Source organism: Pseudomonas serbica (genome assembly GCF_028823535.1).
GTDB lineage: Bacteria > Pseudomonadota > Gammaproteobacteria > Pseudomonadales > Pseudomonadaceae > Aquipseudomonas > Aquipseudomonas serbica.
Genome location: NZ_JAQIYM010000005.1, coordinates 16,662 through 42,713 on the forward strand (window position 1 = coordinate 16,662; position 26,052 = coordinate 42,713).

The 26,052-nt window shown below is 61.8% G+C and carries 25 protein-coding genes and 2 pseudogenes; 14 read left to right on the forward strand and 13 right to left on the reverse strand.

Annotated elements, in window-relative coordinates:
* Nucleotides 1-37 precede the first annotated feature (37 nt).
* On the forward strand, nt 38-1,378 hold the full coding sequence (gene potE / locus NQL71_RS09140; protein ID WP_077183899.1) for a putrescine-ornithine antiporter: 1,341 nt from the start codon (nt 38-40) through the stop codon (nt 1,376-1,378).
* Nucleotides 1,379-1,424: 46 nt separating this feature from the next.
* Nucleotides 1,425-2,330, forward strand: a complete 906-nt coding sequence (locus tag NQL71_RS09145; protein ID WP_274642545.1) for an amino acid ABC transporter substrate-binding protein — start codon at nt 1,425-1,427, stop codon at nt 2,328-2,330.
* Nucleotides 2,331-2,336: 6 nt separating this feature from the next.
* On the opposite strand, the gene NQL71_RS09150 is transcribed toward NQL71_RS09145, so the two are convergent.
* Together NQL71_RS09150 and NQL71_RS09155 are read right to left on the reverse strand one after the other, a co-directional pair.
* Entirely contained in the window at nt 2,337-3,122 is a 786-nt protein-coding gene (locus NQL71_RS09150) for a sulfite exporter TauE/SafE family protein (RefSeq protein WP_046819577.1), read from the reverse strand.
* A 122-nt stretch (nt 3,123-3,244) separates the two neighbouring features.
* Nucleotides 3,245-3,994, reverse strand: a complete 750-nt coding sequence (locus NQL71_RS09155; protein ID WP_166622829.1) for a hypothetical protein — start codon at nt 3,992-3,994, stop codon at nt 3,245-3,247.
* 441 nt (nt 3,995-4,435) lie between these two features.
* On the opposite strand from NQL71_RS09155, the gene NQL71_RS09160 reads away from it, so the two are divergent.
* Both NQL71_RS09160 and NQL71_RS09165 read left to right on the forward strand, forming a co-directional pair.
* On the forward strand, nt 4,436-5,257 hold the full coding sequence (locus NQL71_RS09160) for an aldo/keto reductase (protein WP_166622830.1): 822 nt from the start codon (nt 4,436-4,438) through the stop codon (nt 5,255-5,257).
* 27 nt (nt 5,258-5,284) lie between these two features.
* Nucleotides 5,285-5,755 carry a DUF1810 domain-containing protein gene (locus tag NQL71_RS09165; protein ID WP_077183903.1) on the forward strand — a complete coding sequence of 157 codons (471 nt, stop codon included), beginning with the start codon at nt 5,285-5,287 and terminating at the stop codon, nt 5,753-5,755.
* Here NQL71_RS09165 and NQL71_RS09170 read toward each other — a convergent pair.
* A complete protein-coding gene (locus NQL71_RS09170; RefSeq protein WP_274642634.1) occupies nt 5,720-8,080 on the reverse strand; it encodes a DNA polymerase II in 2,361 nt (786 codons plus the stop codon). The genes NQL71_RS09165 and NQL71_RS09170 overlap by 36 nt on opposite strands.
* A 205-nt stretch (nt 8,081-8,285) precedes the next feature.
* On the opposite strand from NQL71_RS09170, the gene NQL71_RS09175 reads away from it, so the two are divergent.
* Nucleotides 8,286-8,726, forward strand: coding sequence for a CBS domain-containing protein (locus NQL71_RS09175; protein WP_008021710.1), 441 nt, complete (start codon nt 8,286-8,288; stop codon nt 8,724-8,726).
* Nucleotides 8,727-8,779: 53 nt separating this feature from the next.
* On the opposite strand, the gene NQL71_RS09180 is transcribed toward NQL71_RS09175, so the two are convergent.
* Nucleotides 8,780-9,403: a glutathione S-transferase N-terminal domain-containing protein gene (locus NQL71_RS09180; RefSeq protein ID WP_046819579.1), complete on the reverse strand. Its 624-nt coding sequence runs from the start codon at nt 9,401-9,403 to the stop codon at nt 8,780-8,782.
* A 224-nt stretch (nt 9,404-9,627) separates the two neighbouring features.
* Between NQL71_RS09180 and NQL71_RS09185 the strand changes: the two genes are divergently transcribed.
* Complete coding sequence (locus tag NQL71_RS09185; protein WP_274642546.1) at nt 9,628-10,068, forward strand: hypothetical protein; 441 nt, start codon at nt 9,628-9,630, stop codon at nt 10,066-10,068.
* Nucleotides 10,069-10,143: 75 nt separating this feature from the next.
* Here NQL71_RS09185 and NQL71_RS09190 read toward each other — a convergent pair whose 3' ends face one another.
* Nucleotides 10,144-11,229, reverse strand: coding sequence for a DUF1615 domain-containing protein (locus NQL71_RS09190; protein ID WP_046819556.1), 1,086 nt, complete (start codon nt 11,227-11,229; stop codon nt 10,144-10,146).
* Nucleotides 11,230-11,423: 194 nt separating this feature from the next.
* Between NQL71_RS09190 and NQL71_RS09195 the strand changes: the two genes are divergently transcribed.
* Entirely contained in the window at nt 11,424-12,959 is a 1,536-nt protein-coding gene (locus NQL71_RS09195; RefSeq protein WP_274642547.1) for an FAD-dependent oxidoreductase, read from the forward strand.
* 9 nt (nt 12,960-12,968) lie between these two features.
* Here the strand turns inward: NQL71_RS09195 and hemB are convergent, their stop codons facing one another.
* Nucleotides 12,969-13,943, reverse strand: a complete 975-nt coding sequence (hemB, locus tag NQL71_RS09200; RefSeq protein WP_046819554.1) for a porphobilinogen synthase — start codon at nt 13,941-13,943, stop codon at nt 12,969-12,971.
* 22 nt (nt 13,944-13,965) lie between these two features.
* Nucleotides 13,966-14,676, reverse strand: coding sequence for a glutathione binding-like protein (locus NQL71_RS09205; RefSeq protein ID WP_248687929.1), 711 nt, complete (start codon nt 14,674-14,676; stop codon nt 13,966-13,968).
* Nucleotides 14,677-15,043: 367 nt separating this feature from the next.
* Here NQL71_RS09205 and NQL71_RS09210 point away from each other — a divergent pair, with 367 nt between their 5' ends.
* On the forward strand, nt 15,044-15,718 hold the full coding sequence (locus tag NQL71_RS09210; protein ID WP_046819552.1) for a hypothetical protein: 675 nt from the start codon (nt 15,044-15,046) through the stop codon (nt 15,716-15,718).
* A gap of 148 nt (nt 15,719-15,866) precedes the next feature.
* On the opposite strand, the gene mnmH is transcribed toward NQL71_RS09210, so the two are convergent.
* Complete coding sequence (gene mnmH / locus NQL71_RS09215) at nt 15,867-16,970, reverse strand: tRNA 2-selenouridine(34) synthase MnmH (protein ID WP_274642548.1); 1,104 nt, start codon at nt 16,968-16,970, stop codon at nt 15,867-15,869.
* Nucleotides 16,970-18,004 carry a selenide, water dikinase SelD gene (selD, locus tag NQL71_RS09220; RefSeq protein WP_248687928.1) on the reverse strand — a complete coding sequence of 345 codons (1,035 nt, stop codon included), beginning with the start codon at nt 18,002-18,004 and terminating at the stop codon, nt 16,970-16,972. Before selD ends, mnmH begins: the two co-directional genes overlap by 1 nt.
* 167 nt (nt 18,005-18,171) lie before the next feature.
* Here selD and NQL71_RS09225 point away from each other — a divergent pair, with 167 nt between their 5' ends.
* The gene (locus NQL71_RS09225) at nt 18,172-18,399 is read left to right on the forward strand and encodes a DUF6555 family protein (protein ID WP_020799440.1); all 228 of its coding nucleotides are present in this window, start codon (nt 18,172-18,174) and stop codon (nt 18,397-18,399) included.
* Nucleotides 18,400-18,431: 32 nt separating this feature from the next.
* Nucleotides 18,432-18,704: a hypothetical protein gene (locus NQL71_RS09230; RefSeq protein WP_046819549.1), complete on the forward strand. Its 273-nt coding sequence runs from the start codon at nt 18,432-18,434 to the stop codon at nt 18,702-18,704.
* Nucleotides 18,705-18,729: 25 nt separating this feature from the next.
* Here the strand turns inward: NQL71_RS09230 and NQL71_RS09235 are convergent, their stop codons facing one another.
* The 3 genes from NQL71_RS09235 to NQL71_RS09245 all read right to left on the reverse strand — a co-directional run bounded on the left by NQL71_RS09235 (nt 18,730) and on the right by NQL71_RS09245 (nt 19,935).
* On the reverse strand, nt 18,730-18,891 hold the full coding sequence (locus NQL71_RS09235; protein ID WP_046819548.1) for a metallothionein: 162 nt from the start codon (nt 18,889-18,891) through the stop codon (nt 18,730-18,732).
* Between the two features lie 91 nt (nt 18,892-18,982).
* A complete protein-coding gene (locus NQL71_RS09240; protein ID WP_178134279.1) occupies nt 18,983-19,441 on the reverse strand; it encodes a DMT family transporter in 459 nt (152 codons plus the stop codon).
* Complete coding sequence (locus NQL71_RS09245) at nt 19,441-19,935, reverse strand: DMT family transporter (RefSeq protein ID WP_274642549.1); 495 nt, start codon at nt 19,933-19,935, stop codon at nt 19,441-19,443. The genes NQL71_RS09240 and NQL71_RS09245 overlap by 1 nt, the downstream gene beginning before the upstream one ends.
* 111 nt (nt 19,936-20,046) lie before the next feature.
* Between NQL71_RS09245 and NQL71_RS09250 the strand changes: the two genes are divergently transcribed.
* On the forward strand, nt 20,047-20,979 hold the full coding sequence (locus NQL71_RS09250) for a LysR family transcriptional regulator (protein ID WP_046819545.1): 933 nt from the start codon (nt 20,047-20,049) through the stop codon (nt 20,977-20,979).
* 61 nt (nt 20,980-21,040) lie between these two features.
* Here NQL71_RS09250 and NQL71_RS09255 read toward each other — a convergent pair whose 3' ends face one another.
* Entirely contained in the window at nt 21,041-22,357 is a 1,317-nt protein-coding gene (locus NQL71_RS09255; protein ID WP_046819544.1) for a Na+/H+ antiporter family protein, read from the reverse strand.
* A gap of 443 nt (nt 22,358-22,800) precedes the next feature.
* Between NQL71_RS09255 and NQL71_RS36760 the strand changes: the two are divergent.
* From NQL71_RS36760 to tal, 3 genes and pseudogenes are all read left to right on the forward strand, one after another.
* A pseudogene (locus tag NQL71_RS36760) lies at nt 22,801-23,871 on the forward strand (methyl-accepting chemotaxis protein); the annotation flags it as partial.
* Between the two features lie 345 nt (nt 23,872-24,216).
* A pseudogene (locus tag NQL71_RS36765) lies at nt 24,217-24,729 on the forward strand (methyl-accepting chemotaxis protein); the annotation flags it as partial.
* 316 nt (nt 24,730-25,045) lie between these two features.
* Nucleotides 25,046-25,972, forward strand: coding sequence for a transaldolase (tal, locus tag NQL71_RS09265; RefSeq protein WP_046819542.1), 927 nt, complete (start codon nt 25,046-25,048; stop codon nt 25,970-25,972).
* Nucleotides 25,973-26,052 lie beyond the last annotated feature (80 nt).

Consider the following 26,052-nt stretch of genomic DNA (forward strand, 5'->3'; position numbering starts at 1 on the left):
ATCAGCGTTTCCTGCGACTTACAGCGAGGAGTGTGCGATGGCAGATTCAAGCAAGAAAATGGGCCTGATGGGGCTCACCACCCTGGTCACGGTCAACATGATGGGGTCAGGCATCATCATGCTCCCCACCAACATGGCCCAACTCGGTGCCGTCTCGTTGTTGTCGTGGATTTTCACGGCGATCGGCTCGATGGCCATCGCCTACTGCTTCGCCCAGTGCGGGGTGTTCTGCTCACGCTCCGGCGGCTTGTCCGCCTACACCGAAGAAGCCCATGCGAAGTCGGGGTTCTTCCTCTGCTCGTACCTGTACTTCCTGTCCCTGGCCATCGCCAACGTCGCCGTCGCCATCTCGGCGGTCGGCTACATGAGCGCCTTCCTGCCCTGGCTGAGCACGGGGGCCATCCCGCTGTTCGTCGGCACGGTCGGGCTGATCTGGATCACCATCATCGCCAACTTCGGTGGCCCGAGCATCACCGGCAAGATCGGCGCGATCACCGTATGGGGCGTGATCATTCCGGTGGCGGGCCTGTGCATCATCGGCTGGTTCTGGTTCGACGCCAAGGTGCTGGAAGCCGCCTGGAACCCCAACAACCTGGCGATCTCCGAAGCCATCGGCAAAGCCATCCCCCTGACCCTGTGGGCCTTCCTCGGCATGGAATCGGCCGCCCAGGCCACCGATGCAGTGGAGAACCCCAAGCGCAACGTGCCGCTGGCCTGCCTGTTCGGCACCCTCGGTGCCGCCACGGTCTATGTGCTGTCGACCACGGTGATCCAGGGCATCATTCCCAACGCCGAACTGGCCAACTCCTCGGCGCCTTTCGCGCTGGTCTACGCGAAGATGTTCAGCCCTCTGGTGGGTAACATCGTGATGGCATTGGCGGTCATGGCTTGCATCGGCTCGCTGCTGGGCTGGCAATTCACCCTGGCCCAGACCGCGAAGATGACCGCCGACCAGAACCTGTTCCTCAAGCTGTTCAGCAAAGTCAACGCCAGCGATGCGCCCGTGATCGGCATGATCGTCTGCGGCGTGCTGCAAACGCTCATGGCCGTGTCGACCATCTCTCCCGACGCCGCTGCACAGTTCAGCAAACTGGTGAGCCTGGCGGCAGTGACCAACCTGATCCCCTACATCACGGCGCTGACAGGCTTGCTGGTGATCATGCACAAGGCCCAGGTGGGGCCCGCGGTGTACTCGCGCAACGTGGTGGTGCTGCTGATCGCGGTGGCCTACTCGTTGTATGCGCTCTACGCCTGCGGCAAGGATGCGGTACTGGGCGGCACGCTGGTACTCGCCTTTGGTTACCTGCTCTATGGCTTCCTCGCCAAGCGTTTCGTCGACGCGCCAAGCGTTGCCCAGGTCAGGACCGGCAATGTTTAGGCATGGCAATCAGGACTGCTCAGACTTGTACACGGGGAATCCGGACATGAACGTATCATTTGCAAAAACCACTCGCCTGCTGCTTGCCCTGGTGTTCACCGCGCTGCCGATCGTGGCGAGTGCCAACACCCTGGAGCGCATACGCACCAGTAATGCCTTCACCCTGGGTTACGTGCCAGACCTGTCGCCCTTCAGCGTTCAGGAAGGTGACAAAGCCAGCGGCTATGCCATCGACCTGTGCCTGAAGATCGCCGACAAGCTCAAGACCGAGCTCAACCTGCCCAACCTGCAGGTCCGCTACCAGCCCGTCTCGGTCGCCGAAGAGACCAGCGCGGTGAAGCTGGGCAAGGTCGACATCCTCTGCACGCCGACTCCGCCTACCCTCGAAGGGCGCAAGACGATCAGCTACTCGATACCGGTGTATACCGCCGGCCTCTCGGTACTGGTGCGCAAGGATGCCGCCGAACCGCTGCTCAACGCACTCAACGGCAAGGAGGCCAACCCCGGCCCGACCTGGCGGGCGACCATCAACCGCGGCCTGGCCAACCAGACCTACGCCACCATCGAGGGCGGTGTAACCGAAGACTGGATTCGTGAACGGATGCGCATGCTTGGCGTGATCGCTTCGCTGGTGACCGTGGCCAACACCGAAGAAGGTGCCAAACTGGTGGCCGCGCGCAAGGCCGATGCCTTCTTCGCCGAACGCATACTCTTGAAAAACCTGGTGGCCAAAGGGAACGCCAACAATGACCTGATGGTCCTGGACCGCATCTTCGAGTTCGCCCCGGTGGCGATGATCGTCGAGCGCGGTGACGAAGACTTCCGCCTCCTGGTCGACATGGCCTTGAGCGAGGCCTACCGTTCCGGCGCCATCGAGAAGGCATACGACCAGTACCTGGGCGGGATCAACGAGACGATGAAAAAGCTGTTCCGGGTGTATGCACTGCCTTGAGGAGGGTCAGAACGCCAGTTTGTAGCCGATCACTACCAGCATCGTTGCCAAGCAAGGGCGCAGCAGTTCATCGGAAATGCGTCCGGTCAGGTGGCTGCCCAGGTAAATCCCCGGCAGCGAACCGACCAGCAGGTAGCCGAGCACGTGCCAGTCCATGTTGCCCATGCTCGCATGGCCAAGGCCGGCGACCAGGGTCAGCGGCACGGCGTGGGCGATTTCGGTGCCGACCAGGCGGCGGGTCGGCAGCAGCGGATAGAGGATGAACAATGCCACGGTGCCCAGGGCACCCGCGCCGATGGAGGTCAAGGCGACCATCGTGCCCAGGACCAGGCCGGTGATCACGGTCAGGACGTTGAGACGCACACCGCTGGGGTTGTAGTTGCCGCCGGCGCGCTTGTGTGCGAAATCGAGCAGGCGTTTCTTGAACAGGATCGCCAACGCCGTGGCGAACAGGACAAAGCCCAACGCCTGCTTGATGATCGCGTTCATCGCGTCGGGGGCCGAATGCAGACTGCTGAGGAACCACAAGGTCAATGCCACCGCCGGCACGCTGCCGAGGGTCAGCCAACCGGTGATCGGCCAGTCGATATTGTTGTTCTTCCTGTGGACCAGGACGCCACTGGATTTGGTGATGGCCGCGTACAGCAGATCGGTGCCGACCGCAGTTGCCGGGTTGATGCCGAACCATAGCAGGATAGGCGTCATCAACGACCCGCCACCGACGCCCGTCATGCCGACGATAAAGCCGACCACAAGCCCGGCCACGACCAACCCGATATTCAACAGATCCATTGATACATCCACAAGACCGCAGGGGGAAATCTGGCCCGCAGCATAGCGACATTTCTTATAACCAGTTATATCGATGCGATCTATCTTTATGCCCTGAATCGCGAGCGGGTCGCTTCGGCAGATCATTGCACCGGGAGGAAATTCATCAACAGCAGGCTCTGTGCATAATTCAAGCCGATCCGCCGGTAGCGTTCGTCGAGCATCTGGGTCAGCAGATCCAGGCGCGCGACGATCTTGCCGAACTCCACGGCGAAACTCAGGTTGCTGCCCTCCTCCGAGATCTCGTTGGAGAACAACATGGGCTGGCCGTCCTTGTTCTGCCGCTGACTGAGAATCCAGGTGGCGATTTCGATGTTGCGCGCGGCATTGTTGACGAACGTCGGGTTGATCGCGTCCGTCATGTAGAACTCCAGTCGACTGCCGTGGGCGGTCACCAGCATGCTGCCGATGGCATAGATGAACGCCCCGACCCGATCGCCGAGAAACTCCGGGCTCATGGCAAACCGCAACGCCGCCAGATCCTTCTTGCCCCCCAGCGTGGGCAACGGCTGCTGCTGTTCAATGGCCATGCGCACCTGCTTGCCCGCGGTTCGGGCGTCGAGGAAGCCGGATTTTTTCAACTCGTCGGGGTTGCGCAGGTACAGCTTGCCCATCAGCAGGTAAAGGCTGTCGAGGTTGTCGCGCATGGCCAGCGTGGCCATGCGGTCGACGCTGGTCTGCAGGAACTCCTGGGGTTTGCCTTCGCGTATCTGGCTGAACAGGTCGTTGCCTGGCTGGTGGCTGCAACCGCTGACCAGCAACAGCGACAGACCAGCCAGCAGCAGGCGATGGCGACGGATGGAGCGGACAATGTGGGGTGAAACTCGAGCCATGGGCGTTGAACTTGGGCATGGGCCGGCGGTGGGGATCGCCGTCGGCTGGCAATGGATAGAGCCGGTAGATGGGGAAAAGTGCGGTGGCGAGGGTTGATAATCGATCACCGGTTCCCAACAGGGGCACACGTACGCATCCCATCAAGCCGGCCGCCTCGCTCTGGCTAAGGCCGGGTGGAGGTTCTGCCCAGCGCGGCGGGCCCTGTAGGAGCAAGCTTGCTCGCGAAAAACCTGAGAACACCACGGGGTTTCAGGCCCACCGCGTCATCGTTGACCTCCATCGCGAGCAGGCTCGCTCCCACGGTAGATCGGGTACAGCCGCGAATGATTGGTCGAACTTGAGGACGCCTTCGCTGGCGAGCCAGCTCCTACAGGGGATCGCGATGGAACCTGAGGGCCTATCCTGATGCCAACTGCAATAATGACCAGAAGGAGTCAAGCATGCGCACCCAGCAATTGGCCGGCACCCAGGTACCCGTGATCGGCCAGGGCACCTGGCAAATGGGCGAAGACCGCGCCCGCCATCACGAGGAAGTCGCCGCCCTGCGCCTGGGTATCGACCTGGGCATGACCCTGATCGATACCGCTGAAATGTATGCCGAAGGCGGCGCCGAGCTCGTGGTGGGTGAGGCCATCGCCGGCCAGCGCGATCGGGTGTTTCTTGTCAGCAAGGTCTACCCGCACAATGCCAGCCGCCAGGGCATTCCCCAGGCGTGCGAGCGCAGCCTGCGCCGGATGAAGACCGAGAGCATCGATCTGTACTTGCTGCACTGGCGTGGCCAGTTTCCCCTGGAAGAAACGGTAGAGGCCTTCGAACGCCTGCGTGAAGCCGGCAAGATAGGCCGTTGGGGGGTGTCCAACCTTGATCTCGACGACCTGCAAGCGCTCTCAAACAAGGACTGCGCCACCAATCAGGTGCTCTATAACCTGGAGCAACGCGGCATAGAATTCGATCTCTTGCCCTGGTGCAAGGAACACGGGATGCCGGTCATGGCCTATTGTCCAATCGGCCAGGCAGGAAAAATGCTGGGCAATGCTACGCTCAAACAAGTAGCTGCCCGCCACGACGCCACGCCTGCCCAGGTCTCGCTGGCATGGCTGCTGCGCCAGGACGGCGTGATCGCCATCCCCAAGGCTGTCCGCCCCGAACACGTACGACTCAATGCACAGGCGGCGCAGTTGAAGCTGGAGGCTGGGGATCTGGAGGCGCTGGACCAAGCGTTTCAGGCGCCCAAACGCAAGCAGCGGTTGGCCATGGTCTAAGCCATCGCGGTGACAGAGGGCTTCGATATGAGAAGCACCGATCATCCGGACGTCTTTAACCTGCAACGCTTTATCCAGGCGCAAAACCCGGTGTTCGGCCGGGTTCAAGCCGAACTGGACGCTGGCCACAAGCGCAGTCACTGGATGTGGTTCATTTTTCCGCAATTTGCCGGGCTGGGTGACAGCGACATGTCACGCCGCTTCGCGATCCGCTCCCGACAGGAAGCACAGGCCTACCTCGACCATCCGCTGCTGGGTGCACGGCTGAAGACTTGTACCCAGCAAGTGCTGGACATCGAGCAACGCTCGGTGGCGGCGATTTTCGGCCATCCCGACGACCTGAAGTTTCGCTCCTCGATGACGTTGTTCGCCCAGGTCGCCGACGACGACAGCCTCTTTCATCAAGCCTTGAACCAGTACTTTCACGGCATCGTGGATGACTGGACCTTGTCGCTGATGGACTCAAAACAAGCCCAGTTGCCCCCCCACCAGGGTTGAGAAATCGTCGTCGACGAACGGCAGGATCGCGTCCGCCACCGGTTGCAGTTGCCGGCTGATGTAGTGGTCGTAATCGATCGGCGCACTGCGGATTTCCAGTGGCTCTGGGCCGGCGACCGTGATCACATAGCTGATCCAGCCGCCATTCTGATACTGCCGCGGGCGGCCCTGGCGATCGTTGTAATCGTCGGCAATCCGCGCCGCCCGCACATGGGGCGGGACGTTGCGCTGGTAGTCGTCCAGCGTGCGGCGCAGGCGCTTGCGATAGATCAGGCGCTCGTCGAACTCCCCGGCCAGGGTCTTGCGTACGTACTCGCGCACATAGTCCTGGTAGGGCTTGCGCTGGAAGATCAGCGAATACAGCTCCTGCTGGAATTGCCGGGCCAGCAGCGACCAGTCGGTGCGCACGGTTTCCAGGCCCTTGTAGATCATCTCGTCGCTGCCATCGGCGCGCGTGACCAACCCCGCATATCGCTTCTTGCTGCCCTCCTCCGCGCCGCGGATGGTCGGCATGAGGAAACGTTTGTAGTGGGTTTCGTATTGCAGTTCCAGCACGCTTTGCAGGCCATACGCTTCACGCACGTGCTCACGCCACCACTGGTTGACGTGATCGACCAGCGCGCGACCGATCTGTGCAGCTTCCTGCTGGCCGTGGGCGCGCCGCAGCCAGACGAAGGTCGAGTCGGTGTCGCCGTAGATCACCGTGTGGCCCTGGGCTTCGATCAGCTCACGGGTGCGCAACATGATCTCGTGGCCGCGCAAGGTAATGGATGACGCCAGGCGCGTGTCGAAGAAGCGGCAGCCACTGGAACCCAACACGCCGTAGAACGCGTTCATGATGATCTTCAGCGCCTGGGACAGCGGGGCGTTGTGCTCGCGCTTGGCGGTTTCCCGGCCTTCGGCGACGCGGGCGACGATGGCGGGCAGGCAATGCCGGGTGCGGGAGAACCGCGCCCCGCGAAAACCCGGTACCGAGTCCTGGTCATCCGGGTGCTTGAGTCCTTCGATCAGGCCCACCGGGTCAATGAGGAAGGTGCGGATGATCGACGGGTAGAGGCTTTTGTAATCGAACACCAGCACCGACTCGTACAGCCCCGGCTGCGAGTCCATGACAAAACCGCCGGGACTGGCTTGCGCCGGCTTGCTGCCAAGGTTGGGCGCGACGAAGCCCTGGCGGTGCATCAGCGGCATGTAGAGGTGGGTGAACGCCGCTACCGAGCCGCCCATGCGATCGGCCGGCAGCCCGGTGACACTGGCCCGCTCGAGCAGGAACTTGAGCAATTCGGTCTTGGCGAAGATCCGCGTGACCAGCTCGCAGTCCTTGAGGTTGTACTTGGCCAGCGCCGGTTTGTCCTCGGCGAACATGCGGTTGATTTCATCCATGCGCTGGTAGGGGTTATCGATAGACTTGCCTTCGCCCAGCAGGGTTTGCGCGACGTTTTCCAGGCTGAACGAGGGGAAGCTCCAGGTCGCCGAACGCAGGGATTCGATGCCGTCGATGATCAGCCGGCCGGCGGCGGATGCAAAATAGTGGTTGCCGCTGCCGTGTTCGCGCCACTGCATTTCCTCGCCGCCGCGTCCCAGTTTCAGCGGCACGGCCAGGCGCCGGGCGTGTTCATGCAGCACCCGCAGGTCGAACTGCACGACGTTCCAGCCGATGATCGCGTCGGGGTCGTGGCGGGCGAACCATTCATTGAGCTTTTTCAGCAGCTGGGTGCGCGACTCGCAGTATTCGAGCTGGAAATCCACCGCGCTGTCGTCGCCATTGGGCGGGCCGAGCATATACACCTGACGCTCACCGCAGCCTTCCAGGGCGATGGAATACAACTCGGCCTGGGCGGTGGTTTCAATATCCAGGGACACCAGTTTCAGGCTGGGTCGGTAGTCGGGGTCGGGTTTCATCTGCGCATCGACCAGCAGGCCATCGGCCCCCGGTGTGCCGCCAAAGCGTACCGGCGCGGTGATGAACCGCTCCATCATGTAGCGCTCCGGCGGGCGCACATCGGCCTCGTACACCTCGACGCCCGCCCGGCGCAGCGCGGTTTCCAGGCGCATCAGTTGCCCGTGCTGGCGGCAATACAGGCCAAGCACCGGGCGATGTTCGAAGTCCAGCAGGGCCAGGGCCTTGAGTTCGACGTGGTGTTCATCGCGCAACAACGCTTCGGCCTGCTCGCGCTGGTCGGCCGGGATGAACGCCACCGACGGCTGATGAGGCAGGCGGATGCGCCGGGGACCGTTGTCGGTCGCCAGCCAGAACTCGACTTCGGTGCCCGCCGGTGTGTCACGCCAATGCCGGGTCAGGACGAAGCCCTGGGGTAAATCCACCACTGCAAACCTCAACGTTGATTCAGAAGGTGATTCTACGCGCCATCCACGGCTGTAGGAGCTGTCGAAGGCTGCGATCTCTTCGGGTTCGGAAGAAAAACCGGCAAATGACGTTTTTTGCATGCTATCTGCCGCATTCGCCCTTGCCCTGAACGCTCGTGTCTACGATCCTTCAAGGACAACGACAACACCCCGGGAAACCGCCATGAAAACCGTCGCGCAACTGCTCAAGTTGAAAGATCAGAAGAACCAGGAAGTGCACCAGATCAAACCCGATCACATGGTGCTCGAAGCGCTGATGAAGATGGCTGAAAAAAACGTCGGTGCCTTGCTGGTGGTGGACAATGACGAGGTGCTGGGCATCATCAGCGAACGCGACTACGCGCGCAAACTGGTGCTGCATGGCCGCTCCTCCGTGGGTACACCGGTACGCGACATCATGGTATCGCCGGTCATTACCGTCGACACCCATCAAACCGTCGACACCTGTCTGGGCATCATGTCCGACAAACGCCTGCGCCACCTGCCAGTGGTGGAAAACGGCAAATTGATAGGCCTGCTGTCGATCGGCGACCTGGTCAAGGAAGCCATCGCCGAACAGGCCGAGCTGATTCGCCAGCTGGAACAGTATATTCGCGGCGAATAATGAGCTCTCTGCAGGAGCGAGCCTGCTCGCTCCTACAGGGGGAGTTGATAGGGTTACGCAGGCCAATGCCTGGCAAACACCGGCGCCAATGTCGGATGCCGGTCAATCCGTTCCAGCCAGGTGGAAAAACCCGGGCGGGTCCGGCGCAAGTGCTCGCGACTGCCCGACCACCGCGAGACCACCGCCGCCAGCACATCCAGCGCCCCTGGCGTCTCGTCCCCCAGGTACAACTCGGCGGAAAACTGGTCGGCAAACACTTCCCAACTCCAATGCAGTCGCTGCCGGGCGCCGGCCATGAGGTTTTGCCGCGACGATTCATCCGCCTCGGCCAGCCAGCGTTCGGGGTAATCGATGATGCCGATGGCCGCATAACAATTGCTGACGATGAACGCCAGGCCACGAATGGCCTGGTCACGGTCGGCAGGGTCGGCCGGCAACAGGTTCGACCGGGGAAACGTCAGCCCGAGATGAATCAGGATCGCCGCGCTCTCGGTGAGGACGCCGCCGTCGGGCAGCTGCAGCGTCGGAATCTGCTTGAGCGGATTGAGCTTCTCCAATGCCTGGGCAGCCTCCGGGGAGGTCTCGACATCGATGAAGCGATAGGCAATCTCGCACAGCTCCAGCGCGGCCTCGATCGCCGCCGCGCCTGAGTTCTGATGTCCGTAGAGTTGATACATGCACGCCTCCTGGTTGGCCGCGATCAGCACCCGCTATCCAGTGTAGAAGGCGCCAACGACCACGCCTTGGCCGTCCGACGACTGTAACATCAAGCCCACAAAGGGTTTCTCGCCGCCTCTATCAATACCGTCGATGTTCACCATCACGTCAATGAAGTTCTCTTAAAAAATCCGCGGCGTAACATTGGCTCATACCAACCCACAACACCCCGGAGTACACGATCATGAAACGCCAAACTCTCCTCAGCATCGCTTTCTCGGTTTTTGCAGTTAACGCTTTTGCCGCTACCTCTTCTGCGCCTGTCGTGGCTGAAGGTGGCTCGGATCGTCTGATTGAAAGCCGAGTGGCTGAGGGTGGTTCGGACCGCCTGATCGAAAATCGCGTCGCCGCCGATGGCTCCGACCGCCTGCAAGGCAACACCGTCGCTGCCGATGGCTCCGACCGCCTGCAAGGCAACACCGTCGCTGCCGATGGCTCCGACCGCCTGCAAGGCAACGCCGTCGCCGCCGATGGCTCCGACCGCCTGCAAGGCAACACCGTCGCCGCCGATGGCTCCGACCGCCTGCAAGGCAACACCGTCGCCGCTGATGGCTCCGACCGCCTGCAAGGCAACACCGTCGCCGCTGATGGCTCCGACCGCCTGCAAGGCAATGCCGTCGCCTGAATCCAACGCTTCACCGCACCCTGAAAAAACCCGGCCTGATCAGCCGGGTTTTTTCATGCCGTTTGCTCGGTCCGTTCAACGCGCCATGCAGCGCTGGTAACGCTCGTCGACCCGTTTGGCAAACCAGGCGGTGGTGAGCTTGCGGGTGATTTTCGGGCTTTGCAGCACGATCCCCGGCAGTACCGCACGTGGCAGCGCACGACCTTCGGCCTGTTCGGCCAGGGCGAAGACCCGTTGATAGAGCTCGCTGCTCTCGAATTCCAGGGTGTTGCCCTCCTCCAGTTGATCCCTGATGGTCGGATTGCGCAGGCCCAGTTGCTTGCCAAGGGTGCGCACCGCCAGTTCGGTGCTGCCGGGCATGATCGAATCGTAGCGCACCAGGTCGCCATCCAACGCCAGCGGGATGCCGGAGGCCCGACTCACGGCGTTCTGGAAGGCGGCGTTGCGACTGGCGTACCAACCGGCGTTGAAATCGGCGAAGCGATACAACGGCTGCTTGTAGCTCACTGGATAGCCGAGCAAATGCGCAATGCCAAAGTACATGCCACCACGCCGGGTAAAGACTTCGCGTCGTATCGAGCCTTCCACCGGATACGGATAGCCTTTGGCCTGCTTTTCGGCAAAGTCGATGCTGACTTGCATCGGCCCGCCGGTGTGCACCGGGTTGAAGCCTGCGAACAGGGTCTTGCCCATGGGCACCATGCCAATGAAGTCATCGAAAATCGCACTCAGCTCCTTTTCGCTGCGCGCGGTATTCAGCCGGTCGCTGTAGGTTTTGCCGTTGGGTGAACTCACCCGCAGCGCACCGCTGACCAACAGCTCCGGGATGTGTACCTTGGCCGCTCGGCGATCGATCTCGTCCCGGGCGATCTTGCCCAGGCCTGGCACGCCGGGATCAACCTGAAAGGTCGATTCCTGCTCGGTGACCGCCAGCACCGCACAGATATTTTGCGTGGTCGGTGCAATGTCCTGCGCGGCAAACGCGGCATAGATGTCCCTGGCCCACCCCTCGCGGTCGACGGTTTTGGCCGGCAGCAGACGCACGATCTGCGCCTTGACCTCAGCGGGTTTGCGCGTCACCGGCTCCTGGGTCCGCTGACTGCTGCAACCCGCCAGCACCAGCAACACAGTGATGCTCATGATCAATCGATGGACTTGCATGGTGCTCCAGGGCATTCGTTGAACCGGGTTAACCATACGACCAATGGCATGGCGCAGACTATGACCATGGCGCCAACCCGGCTGTTCCTCGGGTACCCACGAAAATCGGCGCACGCTGCTTTCCATTCAGCGGCCAGCCTGGCCACTGCCCCTTGCTGGACCATACTTGCTGCACATGGCAAGAGGACTGGCTCATGCACCGTAGCGATGTGTTGATCATCGGCGCCGGCCCGACCGGGCTGGTCCTGGCGCTATGGCTGAGCAAACTGGGGATCCGCGTACGGATCGTCGACAAGACGTCTGCACCGGGGACGACCTCGCGGGCACTGGCGGTGCAGGCGCGCACGCTGGAACTGTATCGCCAGCTGGGCCTGGCCGACGCCATCGTGCACAAAGGTCATCGGGTCGCGGCCGCCAATTTCTGGGTAAAAGGCCAGCCCGTGGCCCGCTTGCCGTTGGACCGCGTCGGCGAGGGCCTGACACCCTACGCCTTCCTCGAAATCTTCCCGCAGGACGAACACGAACGGCTGCTGATCGAACGCCTGCAATCCTTCGGCATTACGGTGGAACGCAACACCGAACTGCAAGGTTTTGAGCAAACCGCTGACGGCATCAGTGCCACGCTGCGCCTGCCCGACGGTCAACAGGAAACCTGCCAGGCCTGCTACCTGGCCGGTTGCGACGGGGCCCGCTCGATGGTACGCAAGACTCTGGACACCGGCTTTCCCGGCGGTACGTACCAGCAGGTGTTCTATGTCGCCGACGTCCAGGCCAGCGGCCCGGCGTTCAATGGCGAACTGCATGTGGATCTGGACGAGGCGGATTTTCTGGCGGTATTCCCGCTGGCCGGCAGCGGTCGAGCGCGCTTGATCGGCACCGTGCGCGACGAACGTGCCGAGCAGGCGCACACCCTGCAATTCGAAGACGTGAGCAGTCGTGCCATCGAACATATGCAGGTCAAGGTCGAACAACTGAACTGGTTCTCGACCTACCGCGTGCATCATCGGGTTGCCGATCACTTTCGCAGTGCCCGCGCCTTCCTGTTGGGCGACGCCGCCCACGTGCACAGCCCCGCGGGGGGCCAGGGCATGAACACAGGGATTGGCGATGCCATCAACCTGGCGTGGAAACTCGCTGCGGTTCTGAGCGGTGGCGCCGAGGCAAAATTGCTCGACACCTACGAAACCGAACGCATCGCCTTCGCCCGCAAACTGGTGGCCACCACCGATCGGGTATTCACCTTCGTCACCGCCGAAGGGCCCATGGCCGATGTGCTGCGCACGCGACTGGCGCCCTTGCTGATTCCGAAAATGGCTTCGTTTGGAACGACCCGCGAGTTCCTGTTCCGCACGGTGTCGCAGATCACCCTGAACTATCGCGGCATGCCCTTGAGCACCGGCATTGCCGGGCACGTGCATGGCGGTGACCGCCTGCCCTGGGCGCATGACGGTGAAGGGGACAATTTTGAATCGCTCAAATGCCCGACCTGGCAGGTGCATGTGTATGGCGACACCAGCGACGAGATGATCGCCTGGTGCCACGAGCACCATCTGCCGCTGCAGGTTTTCTACTGGCGCCCGGCCTTTGAAGCGGCCGGCCTTGGTCGTAACGGGTTTTACCTGCTACGGCCGGATACCTATGTGGCGATCGCCGAAACCTGTTCGGACCCGAAGGTCATCGAACGGTATTTTCGCGATCACGGCATCCGCCCGTATTTTGGCGCGCCCTGACAGGGTTCGTCAGATCCCGGCCAATGCCAGGTCCATCGCAAAGTAGGTGAAAATCAGGTCGGCCCCTGCGCGCTTGATTGCACCGAGGCTTTCGCGCACCACGCGATCCTCATCGATGGCGCCGGCCTGGGCGGCGAACTTGATCATCGCGTACTCGCCGCTCACCTGATACGCCGACAAGGGCAGGCGCGAGACTTCGCGAATGTCGCGGATGATGTCCAGGTACGCACCGGCCGGCTTGACCATCAGCGCGTCGGCGCCTTCCTGTTCGTCCATCAGCGACTCACGCACCGCCTCACGGCGATTCATCGGGTTCATCTGATAGCTTTTGCGGTCGCCCTTGAGCGCACTGCCACCGGCTTCGCGGAACGGACCATAAAGTGCCGACGCGAACTTGGTCGAATAGGCCATGATCGGCGTCTGGGTGAACCCGGCGGCATCGAGCGCCCGGCGAATGGCCTGGACCTGCCCGTCCATGGCGGCCGATGGGGCAATCACGTCAGCGCCGGCACGGGCGGCGGCCACCGCCTGTTTGCCGAGGTTGAGCAGAGTCTGGTCGTTGTCCACCTCGTGGTTATGCATTACGCCGCAATGGCCGTGGTCGGTGTACTCACAGAAACAGGTGTCGGACATGACGATCATGTCCGGCACCGCGTCCTTGGCGATGCGTGACATGCGCGACACCAGGCCGTTGTCGTTCCAGGTGTCGCTGCCATCGCTGTCCAGGTGGTGGGACACGCCGAAGGTCATCACCGACTTGATCCCGGCCCGGGCATAACGCTCGATCTCCCCCGCCAGCTTCGATTCCGGAATGCGCATCACCCCGGGCATGCTCTTGATCGGTACGAAGTCGTCGATGCCTTCCTCGACGAAAATCGGCAGCACCAGGTCATTCAGGCTGAATTCGGTTTCCTGGAACAGACTGCGCAGGCTCGCATTGCGGCGCAGACGGCGGGGGCGTGTTTCGGGGAACTGATTGGACATGGGTATTCCTGCAGGTAAGGGTTTAATTCGCAATTGGTTTCGGAATTTCCAGCCCACGTTTCACCGCAGGCCGCGCGAGGAATTTCTCCAGCACCCGCGTGACGTTGGGGAAGTTCTGTATACCCACCAGATCGCCCGCCTCATAGAAGCCGATCAGGTTGCGCACCCACGGGAAGGTCGCGATATCGGCGATGGTATAGCGCTCGCCCATGATCCAGTCGCGTCCTTCGAGACGCTGGTCGAGGACACTGAGCAGGCGTCGGCTTTCTTCCACGTAGCGGTCACGCGGACGCTTGTCTTCATAGTCCTTGCCGGCAAACCTGTTGAAGAACCCGAGTTGGCCGAACATCGGGCCGATGCCGCCCATCTGAAACATCAGCCACTGAATGGTCTCGTAGCGCGCTGCCGAGTCCTGGGCCAGCAACTGCCCGCTCTTGTCGGCGAGGTAGATCAGGATCGCCCCGGATTCGAACAGCGGCAACGGCTGGCCGTGCGGTCCATGGGGATCGAGGATGGCCGGGATCTTGTTGTTGGGGTTCAGCGACAGGAACTCGGGGGACATCTGATCGTTGCTGTCAAAGCCGACGCGATGGGGCTCATAGGGCAGGCCGATCTCCTCCAGCATGATCGACACCTTGACGCCATTGGGGGTGGGCAAGGAGTACAGCTGAATCCACTCCGGGTACTGGGCCGGCCATTTTCGGGTGATGGGGAACGCAGACAAATCGGTCATGTAGGCATCCACGGAAAAGTGAGAATGCCGATCATAATGGAGAAAACCCGGGCTGCGGCGCCTGGTGCCATGAATATCGCTGATGGTCGAGATCAAGCGGGATCACAGCGCGTTTAAGCGCCGGCTAGTGTAGGGTGTCCATAAATCCGCAACATCCTGTCGATAACCTCTGCTCCAACCCGTGCAAGGTTACCGGTAAAGTGCTGCGCTCCCGGCCGGAATCGAACCAAATGGGCTTCAGAGGACTCTGAGTGACATCCCTTTGAAACGGACCGGCTCCAACGACATGGAAAACACCCGACGCAGGAAAGTCGCGGTGCAAAGGTTTGTCAGCCTTAACCCAATGCGCTGAAGAACCCTTTATTCCATGATCAATCCGCTGAAATTCGCCCAACACTTCAAACATCGTGCGTATCTGTTCCTGCCCGCCCTGCTGGCGGCCAGCGCGGTGTTTTTGTCGCTGGAGGCCCGCGAAAGCCGCGCCCAGCCGGTGGATGGCACCCAGACCCTGGTGTTCCTGCGCCATGCGGAAAAACCCGAGGGCGGCCTGGGCCAGCTTAATTGCCAGGGCTTGAACCGCGCCATCGACCTGGCCACCCTGCTGCCGGAAAAATTCGGCAAGGCCGACTACGTGTTTGCCGCCAACCCGACGCGCAATGTCGAGGAAGGCGAACTGGACAACTCCTACAGCTACATCCGCCCCTTGATGACCATCAGCCCCAGCGCGATCAAGCTCGGTTTGCCGGTGAACATCAACTTCTCGGCCAACGACACCAGCGACCTGGCCGAAGAACTGCTCCACGACAAGTACCACAACTCGGTCATCTACACCGCCTGGTCCCACGGCTATCTACCGGAACTGATCAACAAGGTCGCCGGTGAAGCCGTTGGCTCGAAACAGAAGATCAGCGAAGATTGGGAATCCAGTGACTACGACTCGCTGTATGTGCTGACCCTGACCTGGCACAACGGCAAGGCCAGCCTGCAGAGCCACAGCTACAAACAGGGGCTGGACAACGGGCAGCAGACTTGCCCGACTTGAGTGGAGCCTTGAGTCTTGTTGTGCCTCACCGGTCCCCTTCGCGAGCAAGCCCGCTCCCCCAGTGAATCTCCTCGTACACAAAATTTGTGTGCACTGAAGATCTACTGTGGGAGCGGGCTTGCTCGCGAAGGGGCCGGCTAAACCACCCTCACCGGCGCCGACCGCCCCGCTCGCGCAGGTACTCCAACACCGCCCCACACTCCCCCGCAAACTCGATCCGCGCGCCCTTCTTCTCCCGCTGAAAGGCGTACATCGGGTCGTAATACTCAACCAGCAGCCCTTCGATCCAGGCCCGGTGCAGATCCACCGCACCACTGCGCGCCTGCTCGGCCAGCGCGTCTTCCATCAGGATCAGCATCCGCTGGTGCCGCTCACCGCCCAGGCGCTTGCGCACATTGTTCAGGCTCGCCAGCAAACGCTCGGAAAACAGCGCAAAGCCTTCCTCGCCATGGGCACCGATGAACTCGGCACACAAATCCACCACGTAGTCGCGCAGAATCCGCTCGACCCGCCCGTGCAGGCTGTCTTCGAGCCAGACCATCGGAAACTGCTGCATGCCCTGGTACAGGGGCAGTGGCAGCGCGCAACTGCCGACCGCGCGGCTCTCGTCTTCCAGCACGAACTGTTCGATACCGCCGGCGCGTTTTTTCAACACGTCCACGGCCAGGCCGTTTTCAAAGTCGATGTTGGATGGCTGACCGGTGACGCGCTTGCCGAAACTGGAACCCCGATGGTTGGCATGCCCCTCAAGGTCCAGCCCGTTGTCCAGCTGTGTGAGCACGTCGGTTTTACCGGTGCCGGTCATGCCACCCAATAAAACGAAATCGCACTGGGCGACGGCCTGGTCCATCGTTTCCAGCAGGAAGGTACGCATGGCCTTGTAGCCGCCGCCCACCCGCGGATAGTCGATGCCTGCCTCGTCCTTGAGCCATTGCTGGACGATTTGCGAGCGCAGGCCGCCACGAAAGCAATACAAAAGACCTTCAGGATGGGCCCGGGCAAAATCCGCCCAGGCCTGAATGCGCTCGGCCTTGATGGCGCCGGACACCAATTGATGGCCCAGTTCGATCGCTGCCTGCTGGCCGTGTTGCTTGTAACAGGTGCCAATGCGTTGCCGTTCCAGATCGTTCATCAGCGGCAGGTTGACCACGCCGGGGAACGAGCCCTTGAGAAACTCGACCGGCGCACGCGCATCCATCATGGGCCGATCGTTGAGAAAAATGTCGCGGTAATCGGTGCAGTCGACAGACATCAGGACACCTCGACCGCGTAGCTCTGTCGCTCCACCAGTTCGCCGATCGGCGCCAGCTCCAACCCAAGTTCTGCAGCGACCGCGAGAAACCCGGCGTTACCCTCGGGCGTAACGGCGATCAGCAGGCCACCGCTGGTTTGCGGGTCGCACAACACACGTTTATGCAGCTCCTGCAGACGCCCGATCTTGCTGGCGTAGCTGTCGTAATTGCGCAGAGTGCCGCCCGGCACGCAGCCCTGGTCCAGGTAATACTCGACGCCCGGCAGGCGCGGTACCCGGTCATACTCGATGCGCGCGGTGAGGCCGCTGCCATCGGCCATTTCCACCAGGTGCCCGAGCAGGCCGAAACCAGTGACATCGGTCATCGCCGTCACGCCCGCAAGCTTGCCGAATCGGCTGCCGGGTTTGTTCAGGGTGCACATCCAGTCCCGGGCCAGCCCTACATCGGCGTTGCGCAATTTGCCTTTCTTCTCGGCCGTGGTGAGGACGCCGATACCCAAAGGCTTGGTCAGGTACAACAGGCAGCCGGCCGTGGCCGTATCGTTGCGCTTCATGTGGCGCTTTTCTACAAGCCCGGTGACGGCCAGGCCGAAGATCGGCTCCGGCGCGTCGATCGAGTGCCCGCCGGCCAGGGGTATCCCCGCCTCGTCACACACCGCGCGCCCACCACGAATCACTTCACGGGCGATCTCAGGCGCCAGCACGTTGACCGGCCAGCCGAGGATGGCGATCGCCATCAAGGGATCGCCGCCCATGGCGTAGATGTCGCTGATGGCATTGGTGGCGGCAATACGGCCGAAATCGAAAGGGTCGTCGACGATCGGCATGAAAAAGTCGGTGGTCGACACCACGCCACGCTCGGCATCGATGGCATACACCGCCGCATCGTCGCGCGAGGCATTGCCCACCCACAATTTCGGATCAAGATTCTGCGCACCGCTGCCGGCCAGAATCACTTCCAGCACCTGGGGGGAAATCTTGCAACCGCAACCAGCGCCATGGCTGTATTGGGTCAGGCGGATCGGCTCGCTCATGGGGCACCTCATTGGGTCAATGGGGCCGATTCTAGCAGAGCCGCCACCTACCCTGTGGGAGTGAGCCTGCTCGCGACCGCGTCATGGCATTCACCGTCCGCCAATCCGAATGAATTTTCCCAACGCCCAACGATCCCTCTATTACAACAGGGAGGAACAAAGGCTCTATGAACAACGCAAAACTGTTCGTCATTGAATACACTCTTCATGGCGTCCCCAAGTCGTTCATCATCCGTCTGGACAAAATGGACAACGCGGAGGCATGGCATTGGGCAAGCTGCGACGCGGGGGTCGGACGTATCCCTCGCTTCGGCCGCGAAAAAGTGCAGAAGACCAGCAAACCGATGGCGGAAAAATTCGGCGTGGAAAACGTCAAGTGGCGGCCGGCCGGTTAGCCCGGCATCGATCAGGATTGGGGGAGCAGCAAATGACACTCGTCAGCAGCCCTGCACATCTGGACTACGGTCTGGATACGTTGTTCGGGCGCATCACCAAAAGCACCGAATGCCGGGTCGGCCTGGAACAGGTCGAAGACGATCCGATGCGCTTCGCGATACGCATTCCAGCGCCATTGCCGGAAGACCTGGAGCAGGCCAAGACAGTGGTGGTGAGGGTCGAAGGGCGACGCCTGGCCGGCACCGTGCGCCATTGCGAACGGCTGGACGACGACAGCCTTAAACTGGAAGTGGAGCCTGACTAGGCTCCACGCTCCGGTGCTGCAAGTGTCAGTGGGCGCACTTGCAGCCTTGATGGGCGCACTCTTCGCCGTGCTCGTGGTGCTTGGCACAGGCTTCACAGCAGTAATGCTTGCCGTGACGCACGATCGGATGTTCACCGAGCTTGCAGTTGCATTTCGGACAGTCACAGGTGCTTTTGTCATCGGTCATGGCGCTGACTCCTTTGGCAGTGGTCGTCGGCGGGCTGGATGAGCAGCCCGTTGTACCAGTGTAGGAGTTGAGGACGCGTCCATTTGACCGTTCAACCCGTGACCCGACTGCTGCTGCGATACATGAACACCAGGGCCAATCCCAGCAGCACCATCGCCAACACCCGGCTGCCCGACAACTCGATTGGCGGATTGCCCAGCCAGCCAAAGTTATCGATCAGCATGCCCATCCCCAGTTGCCCGACGATGACCGCCACGGTCGCCACCGCCGTGCCCACCCGCGGTACCGCACCGACCATGACCATCATGTAGACCACGCCAAACAGCGCCCCGCTGAGTTGCCACTTCGGCACGTCCACCAAGCTCACCGCATGGGCCGGTTCAAAAAACACGATCAGCAACCCCGTCAGCACCGTGCCCACCACGAAGGTCAGCAAACTGCTGCGCAACACACCGACCGTTTCTCCCAGGCGCCCGTTGATCGCCGCCTGCACACTCAGGATCGCCCCGGCCGCCACGACCACCGCCAACAAAATAATCAGACTCATCATCAACCCCGTGCTATCAGGACAAGTGCCGCGACAATCAGCAGCAAAGCCAGCCAGCGCTCAGCGTTGACCTTCTTGCGGGTGGTGCCAAACCAGCCGAAATGGTCGATCAGCACACTTTTTCCGACCTGCCCGGACAGAATGGCAATCATGGTCATCGCAATACCGATGTGCGGAGTTGCCAGCGTCAGCACCACCACGTAGACAGGCCCAAGAAAACCACCGATCAACTGCCAGCGCGGTAATTCGCCCAGGGCCGGGCCCTGTTGCGGGCCGCTGAGCAGCAACAGGAAAAACAGAATCGCCGAGCCGACGCCAAAAATGCTCAAGGTCGCCCACAGGTGACCGACCTCAACGCCCAACGGCCCCAGCAAACCGGCCTCCACGGACAGTCCCATGCCTGCCAGGACTACCAGGGGCAGCAGCAACAGCCGCAGCCCCGGCCGGCTGCCCGGTGCCGCTGCAGCACCGTCATTGTCGAGTGAGGAAACGCGCACGATAAAACTCCATTCGAGAAAACATGGCGCGCATTATCGATTGGCATGGCTGTGCGATAAATGGGAGCATCCAGACAACACTTTTGCGTAAATCGCACAGCAGGATTCAACATGCAAGGCCTCAACGAACTGGGATTCAAGGCACTTCGGCTGTTTGTCGCGGTGCTCGATCACGGCAGCTTTTCCGAAGTCGCCCGCCGCGAGGGCCTGGCGCCCTCTTCGATTTCCCGCCAGATCCAGTTGATGGAACAGGCCCTGGGCCAACAGTTGCTATACCGCCACACGCGCGCCGTCACGCCCACCGAGGCCGGACGACTGCTGGGTGAACACGCGCGATTGGTGCTGGTGCAACTGGAGGAAGCCGAACAGGCGCTGCAGGAACAGCAAAGCGAGCCCAGCGGACTGGTGCGGATCAACGCGCCAGTGGTGTTCGGCCAGCGGCACCTGTCCCCATGGCTGGGACAGTTGTGCGCGCGCTATCCAAAACTGCAGCTGGACATCCAACAGACCGACAGCTACGTCTCTCCCTTGCAGGAAGGCGCCGACCTGCTGTTTCGCATTGGCCCAATGCATGACTCCAGCATGCAGGGGCGGATCCTCGCGCCCCAGCGCTTTCAGGTCGCGGCGAGCCCGGCGTACCTGCAACGCCACGGCACACCACAACATCCCGACGATCTCGCCGCGCATCAGTGCCTGGCCTACAAAGGGGTGGCGGGCCTGCAGCGCTGGTTTTTCCGCAAAGGCCAGCTGCCATGGACACCCTGGTCGGTGAAAGGGCCGATCACCGGCAACCACGCCGACAGCCTGACCCAGGCCGCCGAGCAGGGCCTGGGACTGGTGATGTTTCCGTCGTGGTTGATCGGCGAAGCGGTGCGCAACGGCACGCTGGTCCCGGTGCTGGGCGACTATCAGGTGTCCAACAGCCTCGAGCCGCAACAGATCGCCGTGCTCTGGCCGGGCAGTCGGCGCCTGTCGGTGAAGGTCAGGACGGTGATCGACTTTTTTGTCGAATGTTTTGGCGAAGTCCCCTATTGGGACCTGTAGGAGCCGGCTTGCTGGCGATGCGACGGTGGCCGTTACGCCGCCATCGCTAAGGTCTGTGAAGTCAGAGCACCATCGCCGCTATCCAGCCAAACACCAGCAACGGCAGGTTGTAGTGCAGGAAGGTCGGGACCACGGTGTCCCAGATGTGGTGATGCTGACCGTCGATGTTCAGGCCAGAGGTCGGCCCCAGGGTTGAATCCGAAGCCGGCGAACCGGCGTCGCCCAATGCACCCGCGGTACCGACGATGCTGACGATGGCGATCGGACTGAAACCCAGCTGCACGCACAGGGGTACGAAAATCACCGCCAGGATCGGCACGGTGGAAAACGACGAACCGATACCCATGGTCACCAACAGCCCGACCAGCAACATCAACAAGGCGCCAACGGCTTTGCTGTGGCCGATCCACGCGGCGGAGGCTTCGACCAGCGTCTGCACTTGGCCGGTGGCCTTGATCACTTCGCCAAAGCCGGACGCGGCGATCATGATGAAACCGATCATTGCCATCATCTTCATGCCTTCGGTGAACAGGTCATCGGTGTCCCGCCACTTGACGATGCCCGACACCGAAAAAATCAGGAAACCTACCAACGCGCCGATGATCATCGAATCCAGCAGCAGCTGAATGATGAACGCCGCGGCAATGGCCACGCCGGCAACCAGCAGGCTCAGCGGGTTGTACTGCACCGCGACCTGCTCGACCTGTTCAATCTTCGCCAGGTCGTAGACGCGCTTCTTGCGGTAACTGACAAACGCGATCAACAGGCCGACTGCCATGCCCAGTGCCGGGATACCCATGGCGTGAGTCACGTTGATGCCGCTGATATCGACGCCGCTGCGGGCGACGTTGGCCAGCAGGATTTCATTCAGGAAGATGTTGCCGAAGCCCACCGGCAGGAACATGTATGGGGTGATCAGGCCGAAGGTCATGACGCAGGCGATCAGCCGGCGATCGAGCTGCAGCTTGGTCAACACATACAGAAGCGGCGGCACCAGCAACGGAATGAACGCGATATGGATCGGCAGGATGTTCTGGGACGCGATGGCCACGACCCACAACAGGCCGATCAGCAACCATTTGACCTGGCCACCGCCATTGGCATGCTGGCGATCGACCATCGCCAGGGCCTTGTCGGCCAAGGCATGGGCCAGGCCGGACTTGGCAATCGCCACCGCAAACGCGCCAAGCAACGCATAGGACAACGCCACCGTCGCCCCACCGCCCAGGCCGCTGTTGAACGCCTTGAGGGTCGCGTCGATGCCAAGGCCACCGGTCAGGCCACCCACCAGCGCCCCTACGATCAGCGCGATCACCACATGCACGCGGGACAGGCTGAGTATCAGCATGATGCCGACCGCGGCAATTACTGCATTCATTGTCGTTACCTCTGGGCAAGCGAAAAGAGTCCGGCCGGCAGTCTGCGGGAGCCGCCAACGGATAAAGAAATGGGTTTTATTAGAGGGCGCGCACTTTGCCGGACGGCTGCCGCCTTGTCAAAGCCAACACCCCCGGTTCGATATTTTTTGGGCGGCATAAAGAAAGCCCGATCACGGCCGTTACAGAGCAAAGTCGCAGATATTTATCGAATAAGGACGCCTCCATGTCGCTCAGACAACTTTCCATTCAATGGAAAATCACCCTGTTGGCCGGGTTGTGCCTGGCGGCCATCGTGACCCTGCTGGTGGGTCTTTCGCTGTATCGCATGGAGCACAGCTCCGCGCTGGTGAAAACCTCGAGCATGGAGATGCTGACCGAAGCGGCCCAGGCGCGAATCGAGTCGCAGGCTGAAAACCAGGCGCTGATGATTCGCCAGCAGTTCATGGACGCCTATCAATATGGCCACGGTTTTTCGCGCCAGGTGTTGTTTCTGCGCGAGCAGGCGGAAAAACGCTTCCTCGATGCCTTCGACCTGCGCGAAGACCTGACCCGCCAGGTGAAATCGGCCCTGCAAGCCAACCCCGACCTGCTCGGCCTGTCCCTGGTGTTCGAGCCCAATGCACTGGACGGCAAGGACGAACTGTTCAGCGGCCAGGCCGAACTTGGGAGCAACGACAAGGGCCGTTTCGCCCTCTATTGGTCGCAGCCGACCCCGGGCAAGGTGACCTCCATGGCGCTGCCCGAAAGTGACATGGCCGACACCAGCACCGGCCCCAGCGGCGAACCGGCCAACGCCTGGTTCACCTGCCCGCGCGCACGCCTCACGCCCTGCGTGATCGAACCCTACTTCTATGTGATCGACGGCCAGAACGTGCTGATGACCAGCATCGTTTTCCCGTTGATGGTCAACGGCAAGGTCATCGCTTCGCTGTCGGTGGACATCAATCTCAACAGCCTGCAGGCGATCAGCCAGGGCGCGAGCAAAAAACTGTATGACGGCCAGACCAACGTCAGTATCGTCAGCCCGGCCGGCCTGCTCGCCGGTTACAGCCTGGACGCCAGCAAACTCAGCCAGCGCCTGGAAGCCGTGGACACCGATACCGGCGCCGAGCTGATGCGCATGCTCGCCGCCAGCAGCAAGACTTCCAGCCTGCACAGCCATCAGCAATTGAAAGTGCTGGCGCCGTTCCAGCCGATCCCCGGCGGCAAAGCCTGGGGCGTGTTACTCGACGTGCCGGAACAAGTCCTGGTCGGCCCGGCCGAGGCCCTGAAGAAACAACTGGATGACAGCAACACCACCGGCACCCTGACCGAACTCGGCCTGGGCATCCTTGCCGCGCTGCTTGGCTTGCTGCTGGTGTGGTTGATGGCGCGCAGCGTGACCCGACCGATCCTCGGCGTGGCGCACATGCTCCAGGACATCGCCAGCGGCGAAGGTGACCTGACCCGCCGCCTGGCCTATGACAAACAGGATGAGCTGGGCCAACTGGCGGGCTGGTTCAACCGTTTCCTCGACAAGCTGCAACCGATCATCGCCGAGGTCAAACGCTCGGTGCAGGACGCCCGCGGCACGGCGGACCAGTCGTCCGCCATCGCCACCCAGACCAGCGCTGGCATGGAGCAACAATACCGCCAGGTGGACCAGGTCGCGACCGCCTCCCACGAAATGAGTGCCACCGCCCAGGACGTCGCCCGCAGCGCCGCCCAGGCGGCACAAGCGGCGCGCGATGCCGACCAGGCCACCCGCCAGGGCCTGACCGTGATCGACCGCACCACCACGAGCATCGACAACCTCGCCGCCGACATGAGCGCAGCGATGGTCCAGGTCGAAGGCCTGGCGGCCAACAGCGAGAAAATCGGCTCGGTACTGGAAGTGATCCGCGCCATTGCCGAACAGACCAACCTGCTGGCCCTCAATGCCGCCATCGAAGCTGCCCGTGCCGGTGAAGCCGGGCGCGGCTTCGCCGTGGTCGCCGATGAAGTGCGCAACCTGGCGCGCCGCACCCAGGAGTCGGTGGAAGAAACCCGCGTGGTCATCGAGCAACTGCAAAGCGGTACCCAGGACGTGGTCGGCTCGATGGGCAACAGCCACCGCCAGGCCCAGGACAGCGTCGAACAGGTGGGCCAGGCCGTGACGGCGCTGCAGCAGATCGGCGACGCGGTCACCGTGATCAGCGACATGAACCTGCAGATCGCCAGCGCCGCCGAAGAGCAAAGCGCCGTGGCCGAGGAAATCAACCACAACGTGGCGACCATCCGCGACGTCACCGAGTCGCTGTCGGGGCAGGCCAATGAGTCGGCGCGGGTGAGCCAGTCACTAAACCGCTTGGCCAATCAACAGCAGAGCCTGATGGACCAGTTCCGCGTCTGATCAACACACCGATCAACTGTGGGAGCGGGCTTGCTCGCGAAGGCGTCGTGTCAGTCGATAGCTATGTTGACTGACACGACGCCTTCGCGAGCAAACCCGCTCCCACAAATGTATTTGTCGTCCATGAGATTGCAGCGATGGTCAGTTCCCCGGAACCTGCGCGGCGTTTCGGCATCCTATCTAGCGATACCGCGCCCCTCCATTCAAACAGCCGTTTTGCGGTTGTTGCCACTGGGGCCATCGATACACCTACATGCCCTTGAGTGGCTGTCAGCGCTCGGGTAATGTCATCAGACCCATAGGACAGAGCACGCCCATGACTTCCAAGCTGGAACAACTCAAACAGATGACCACCGTGGTTGCCGACACCGGCGACTTCGAAGCAATCGCTCGCGTCAAGCCCGTGGACGCCACCACCAACCCTTCCCTACTGCTCAAGGCAGCGGCCATTCCTGCTTATGCCGAACTGCTCAACGCTTGCGTCGCCGACTGCAAGGGCGATGTGGGCCTGGCCAGCGACCGCTTTGGCGTCGCGGTCGGACAGGAAATCCTCAAGGTGATTCCAGGCCGCATTTCCACCGAAGTGGATGCACGCCTGTCGTTCGACACTGACGCCGTATTGAAGCGCGCGCACCGTCTGATCGAGCTGTACGAAAAGGCCGGCATCGGCCGCGACCGGGTGCTGATCAAGATCGCCTCCACCTGGGAAGGCATCCGCGCTGCCGAGATCCTGGAAAAGGAAGGCATCCAGACCAACCTGACCCTGCTGTTCTCGTTCGCCCAGGCAGCTGCCTGCGCCGACGCCGGGGTGTTCCTGATTTCGCCGTTCGTGGGCCGCATCTACGACTGGTACAAGAAAGCCAACGGTAACGACTACGTCGGCGCGGACGATCCGGGCGTGCAGTCGGTGACCCGCATCTACAACTACTACAAGGCCAATGACTACAAGACCGTGGTCATGGGCGCAAGCTTCCGCAACCTCGGCCAGATCGAGCAATTGGCGGGTTGCGACCGCCTGACCATCAGCCCGGACCTGATCGACAAGCTGGCGGCGGACACCGGCAAGCTGGAACGTAAACTGGCCCCGGGCAGCGCCGGTGAAGCGCGCCTGAACCTCAATGAAGCGCAGTTCCGCTGGCTGTCCAACGAGGACGCCATGGCCACCGAGAAACTGGCCGAGGGCATCCGCCAGTTCGCCCGGGACCAGGAGAAGCTGGAGGCGCTGTTGCAGGCCAAGCTGTAATCCGGATCGGTGAAATGCAAAAAGGGCGAACCTTGTTGGGTTCGCCCTTTTTTATGCAGTCTGTGCTCAGTCTCGCATAA

Bases quoted from the DNA above. Each gene is read 5' to 3' on its own strand.
- potE (WP_077183899.1), top strand. From the start codon at position 38: ATGGCAGATTCAAGCAAGAAAATGGGCCTGATGGGGCTCACCACCCTG.
- NQL71_RS09145 (WP_274642545.1), top strand. From the start codon at position 1,425: ATGAACGTATCATTTGCAAAAACCACTCGCCTGCTGCTTGCCCTGGTG.
- NQL71_RS09150 (WP_046819577.1), bottom strand. From the start codon at position 3,122: ATGGATCTGTTGAATATCGGGTTGGTCGTGGCCGGGCTTGTGGTCGGC.
- NQL71_RS09155 (WP_166622829.1), bottom strand. From the start codon at position 3,994: ATGGCTCGAGTTTCACCCCACATTGTCCGCTCCATCCGTCGCCATCGC.
- NQL71_RS09160 (WP_166622830.1), top strand. From the start codon at position 4,436: ATGCGCACCCAGCAATTGGCCGGCACCCAGGTACCCGTGATCGGCCAG.
- NQL71_RS09165 (WP_077183903.1), top strand. From the start codon at position 5,285: ATGAGAAGCACCGATCATCCGGACGTCTTTAACCTGCAACGCTTTATC.
- NQL71_RS09175 (WP_008021710.1), top strand. From the start codon at position 8,286: ATGAAAACCGTCGCGCAACTGCTCAAGTTGAAAGATCAGAAGAACCAG.
- NQL71_RS09180 (WP_046819579.1), bottom strand. From the start codon at position 9,403: ATGTATCAACTCTACGGACATCAGAACTCAGGCGCGGCGGCGATCGAG.
- NQL71_RS09185 (WP_274642546.1), top strand. From the start codon at position 9,628: ATGAAACGCCAAACTCTCCTCAGCATCGCTTTCTCGGTTTTTGCAGTT.
- NQL71_RS09190 (WP_046819556.1), bottom strand. From the start codon at position 11,229: ATGCAAGTCCATCGATTGATCATGAGCATCACTGTGTTGCTGGTGCTG.
- NQL71_RS09195 (WP_274642547.1), top strand. From the start codon at position 11,424: ATGCACCGTAGCGATGTGTTGATCATCGGCGCCGGCCCGACCGGGCTG.
- hemB (WP_046819554.1), bottom strand. From the start codon at position 13,943: ATGTCCAATCAGTTCCCCGAAACACGCCCCCGCCGTCTGCGCCGCAAT.
- NQL71_RS09205 (WP_248687929.1), bottom strand. From the start codon at position 14,676: ATGACCGATTTGTCTGCGTTCCCCATCACCCGAAAATGGCCGGCCCAG.
- NQL71_RS09210 (WP_046819552.1), top strand. From the start codon at position 15,044: ATGATCAATCCGCTGAAATTCGCCCAACACTTCAAACATCGTGCGTAT.
- mnmH (WP_274642548.1), bottom strand. From the start codon at position 16,970: ATGTCTGTCGACTGCACCGATTACCGCGACATTTTTCTCAACGATCGG.
- selD (WP_248687928.1), bottom strand. From the start codon at position 18,004: ATGAGCGAGCCGATCCGCCTGACCCAATACAGCCATGGCGCTGGTTGC.
- NQL71_RS09225 (WP_020799440.1), top strand. From the start codon at position 18,172: ATGAACAACGCAAAACTGTTCGTCATTGAATACACTCTTCATGGCGTC.
- NQL71_RS09230 (WP_046819549.1), top strand. From the start codon at position 18,432: ATGACACTCGTCAGCAGCCCTGCACATCTGGACTACGGTCTGGATACG.
- NQL71_RS09235 (WP_046819548.1), bottom strand. From the start codon at position 18,891: ATGACCGATGACAAAAGCACCTGTGACTGTCCGAAATGCAACTGCAAG.
- NQL71_RS09240 (WP_178134279.1), bottom strand. From the start codon at position 19,441: ATGATGAGTCTGATTATTTTGTTGGCGGTGGTCGTGGCGGCCGGGGCG.
- NQL71_RS09250 (WP_046819545.1), top strand. From the start codon at position 20,047: ATGCAAGGCCTCAACGAACTGGGATTCAAGGCACTTCGGCTGTTTGTC.
- NQL71_RS09255 (WP_046819544.1), bottom strand. From the start codon at position 22,357: ATGAATGCAGTAATTGCCGCGGTCGGCATCATGCTGATACTCAGCCTG.
- tal (WP_046819542.1), top strand. From the start codon at position 25,046: ATGACTTCCAAGCTGGAACAACTCAAACAGATGACCACCGTGGTTGCC.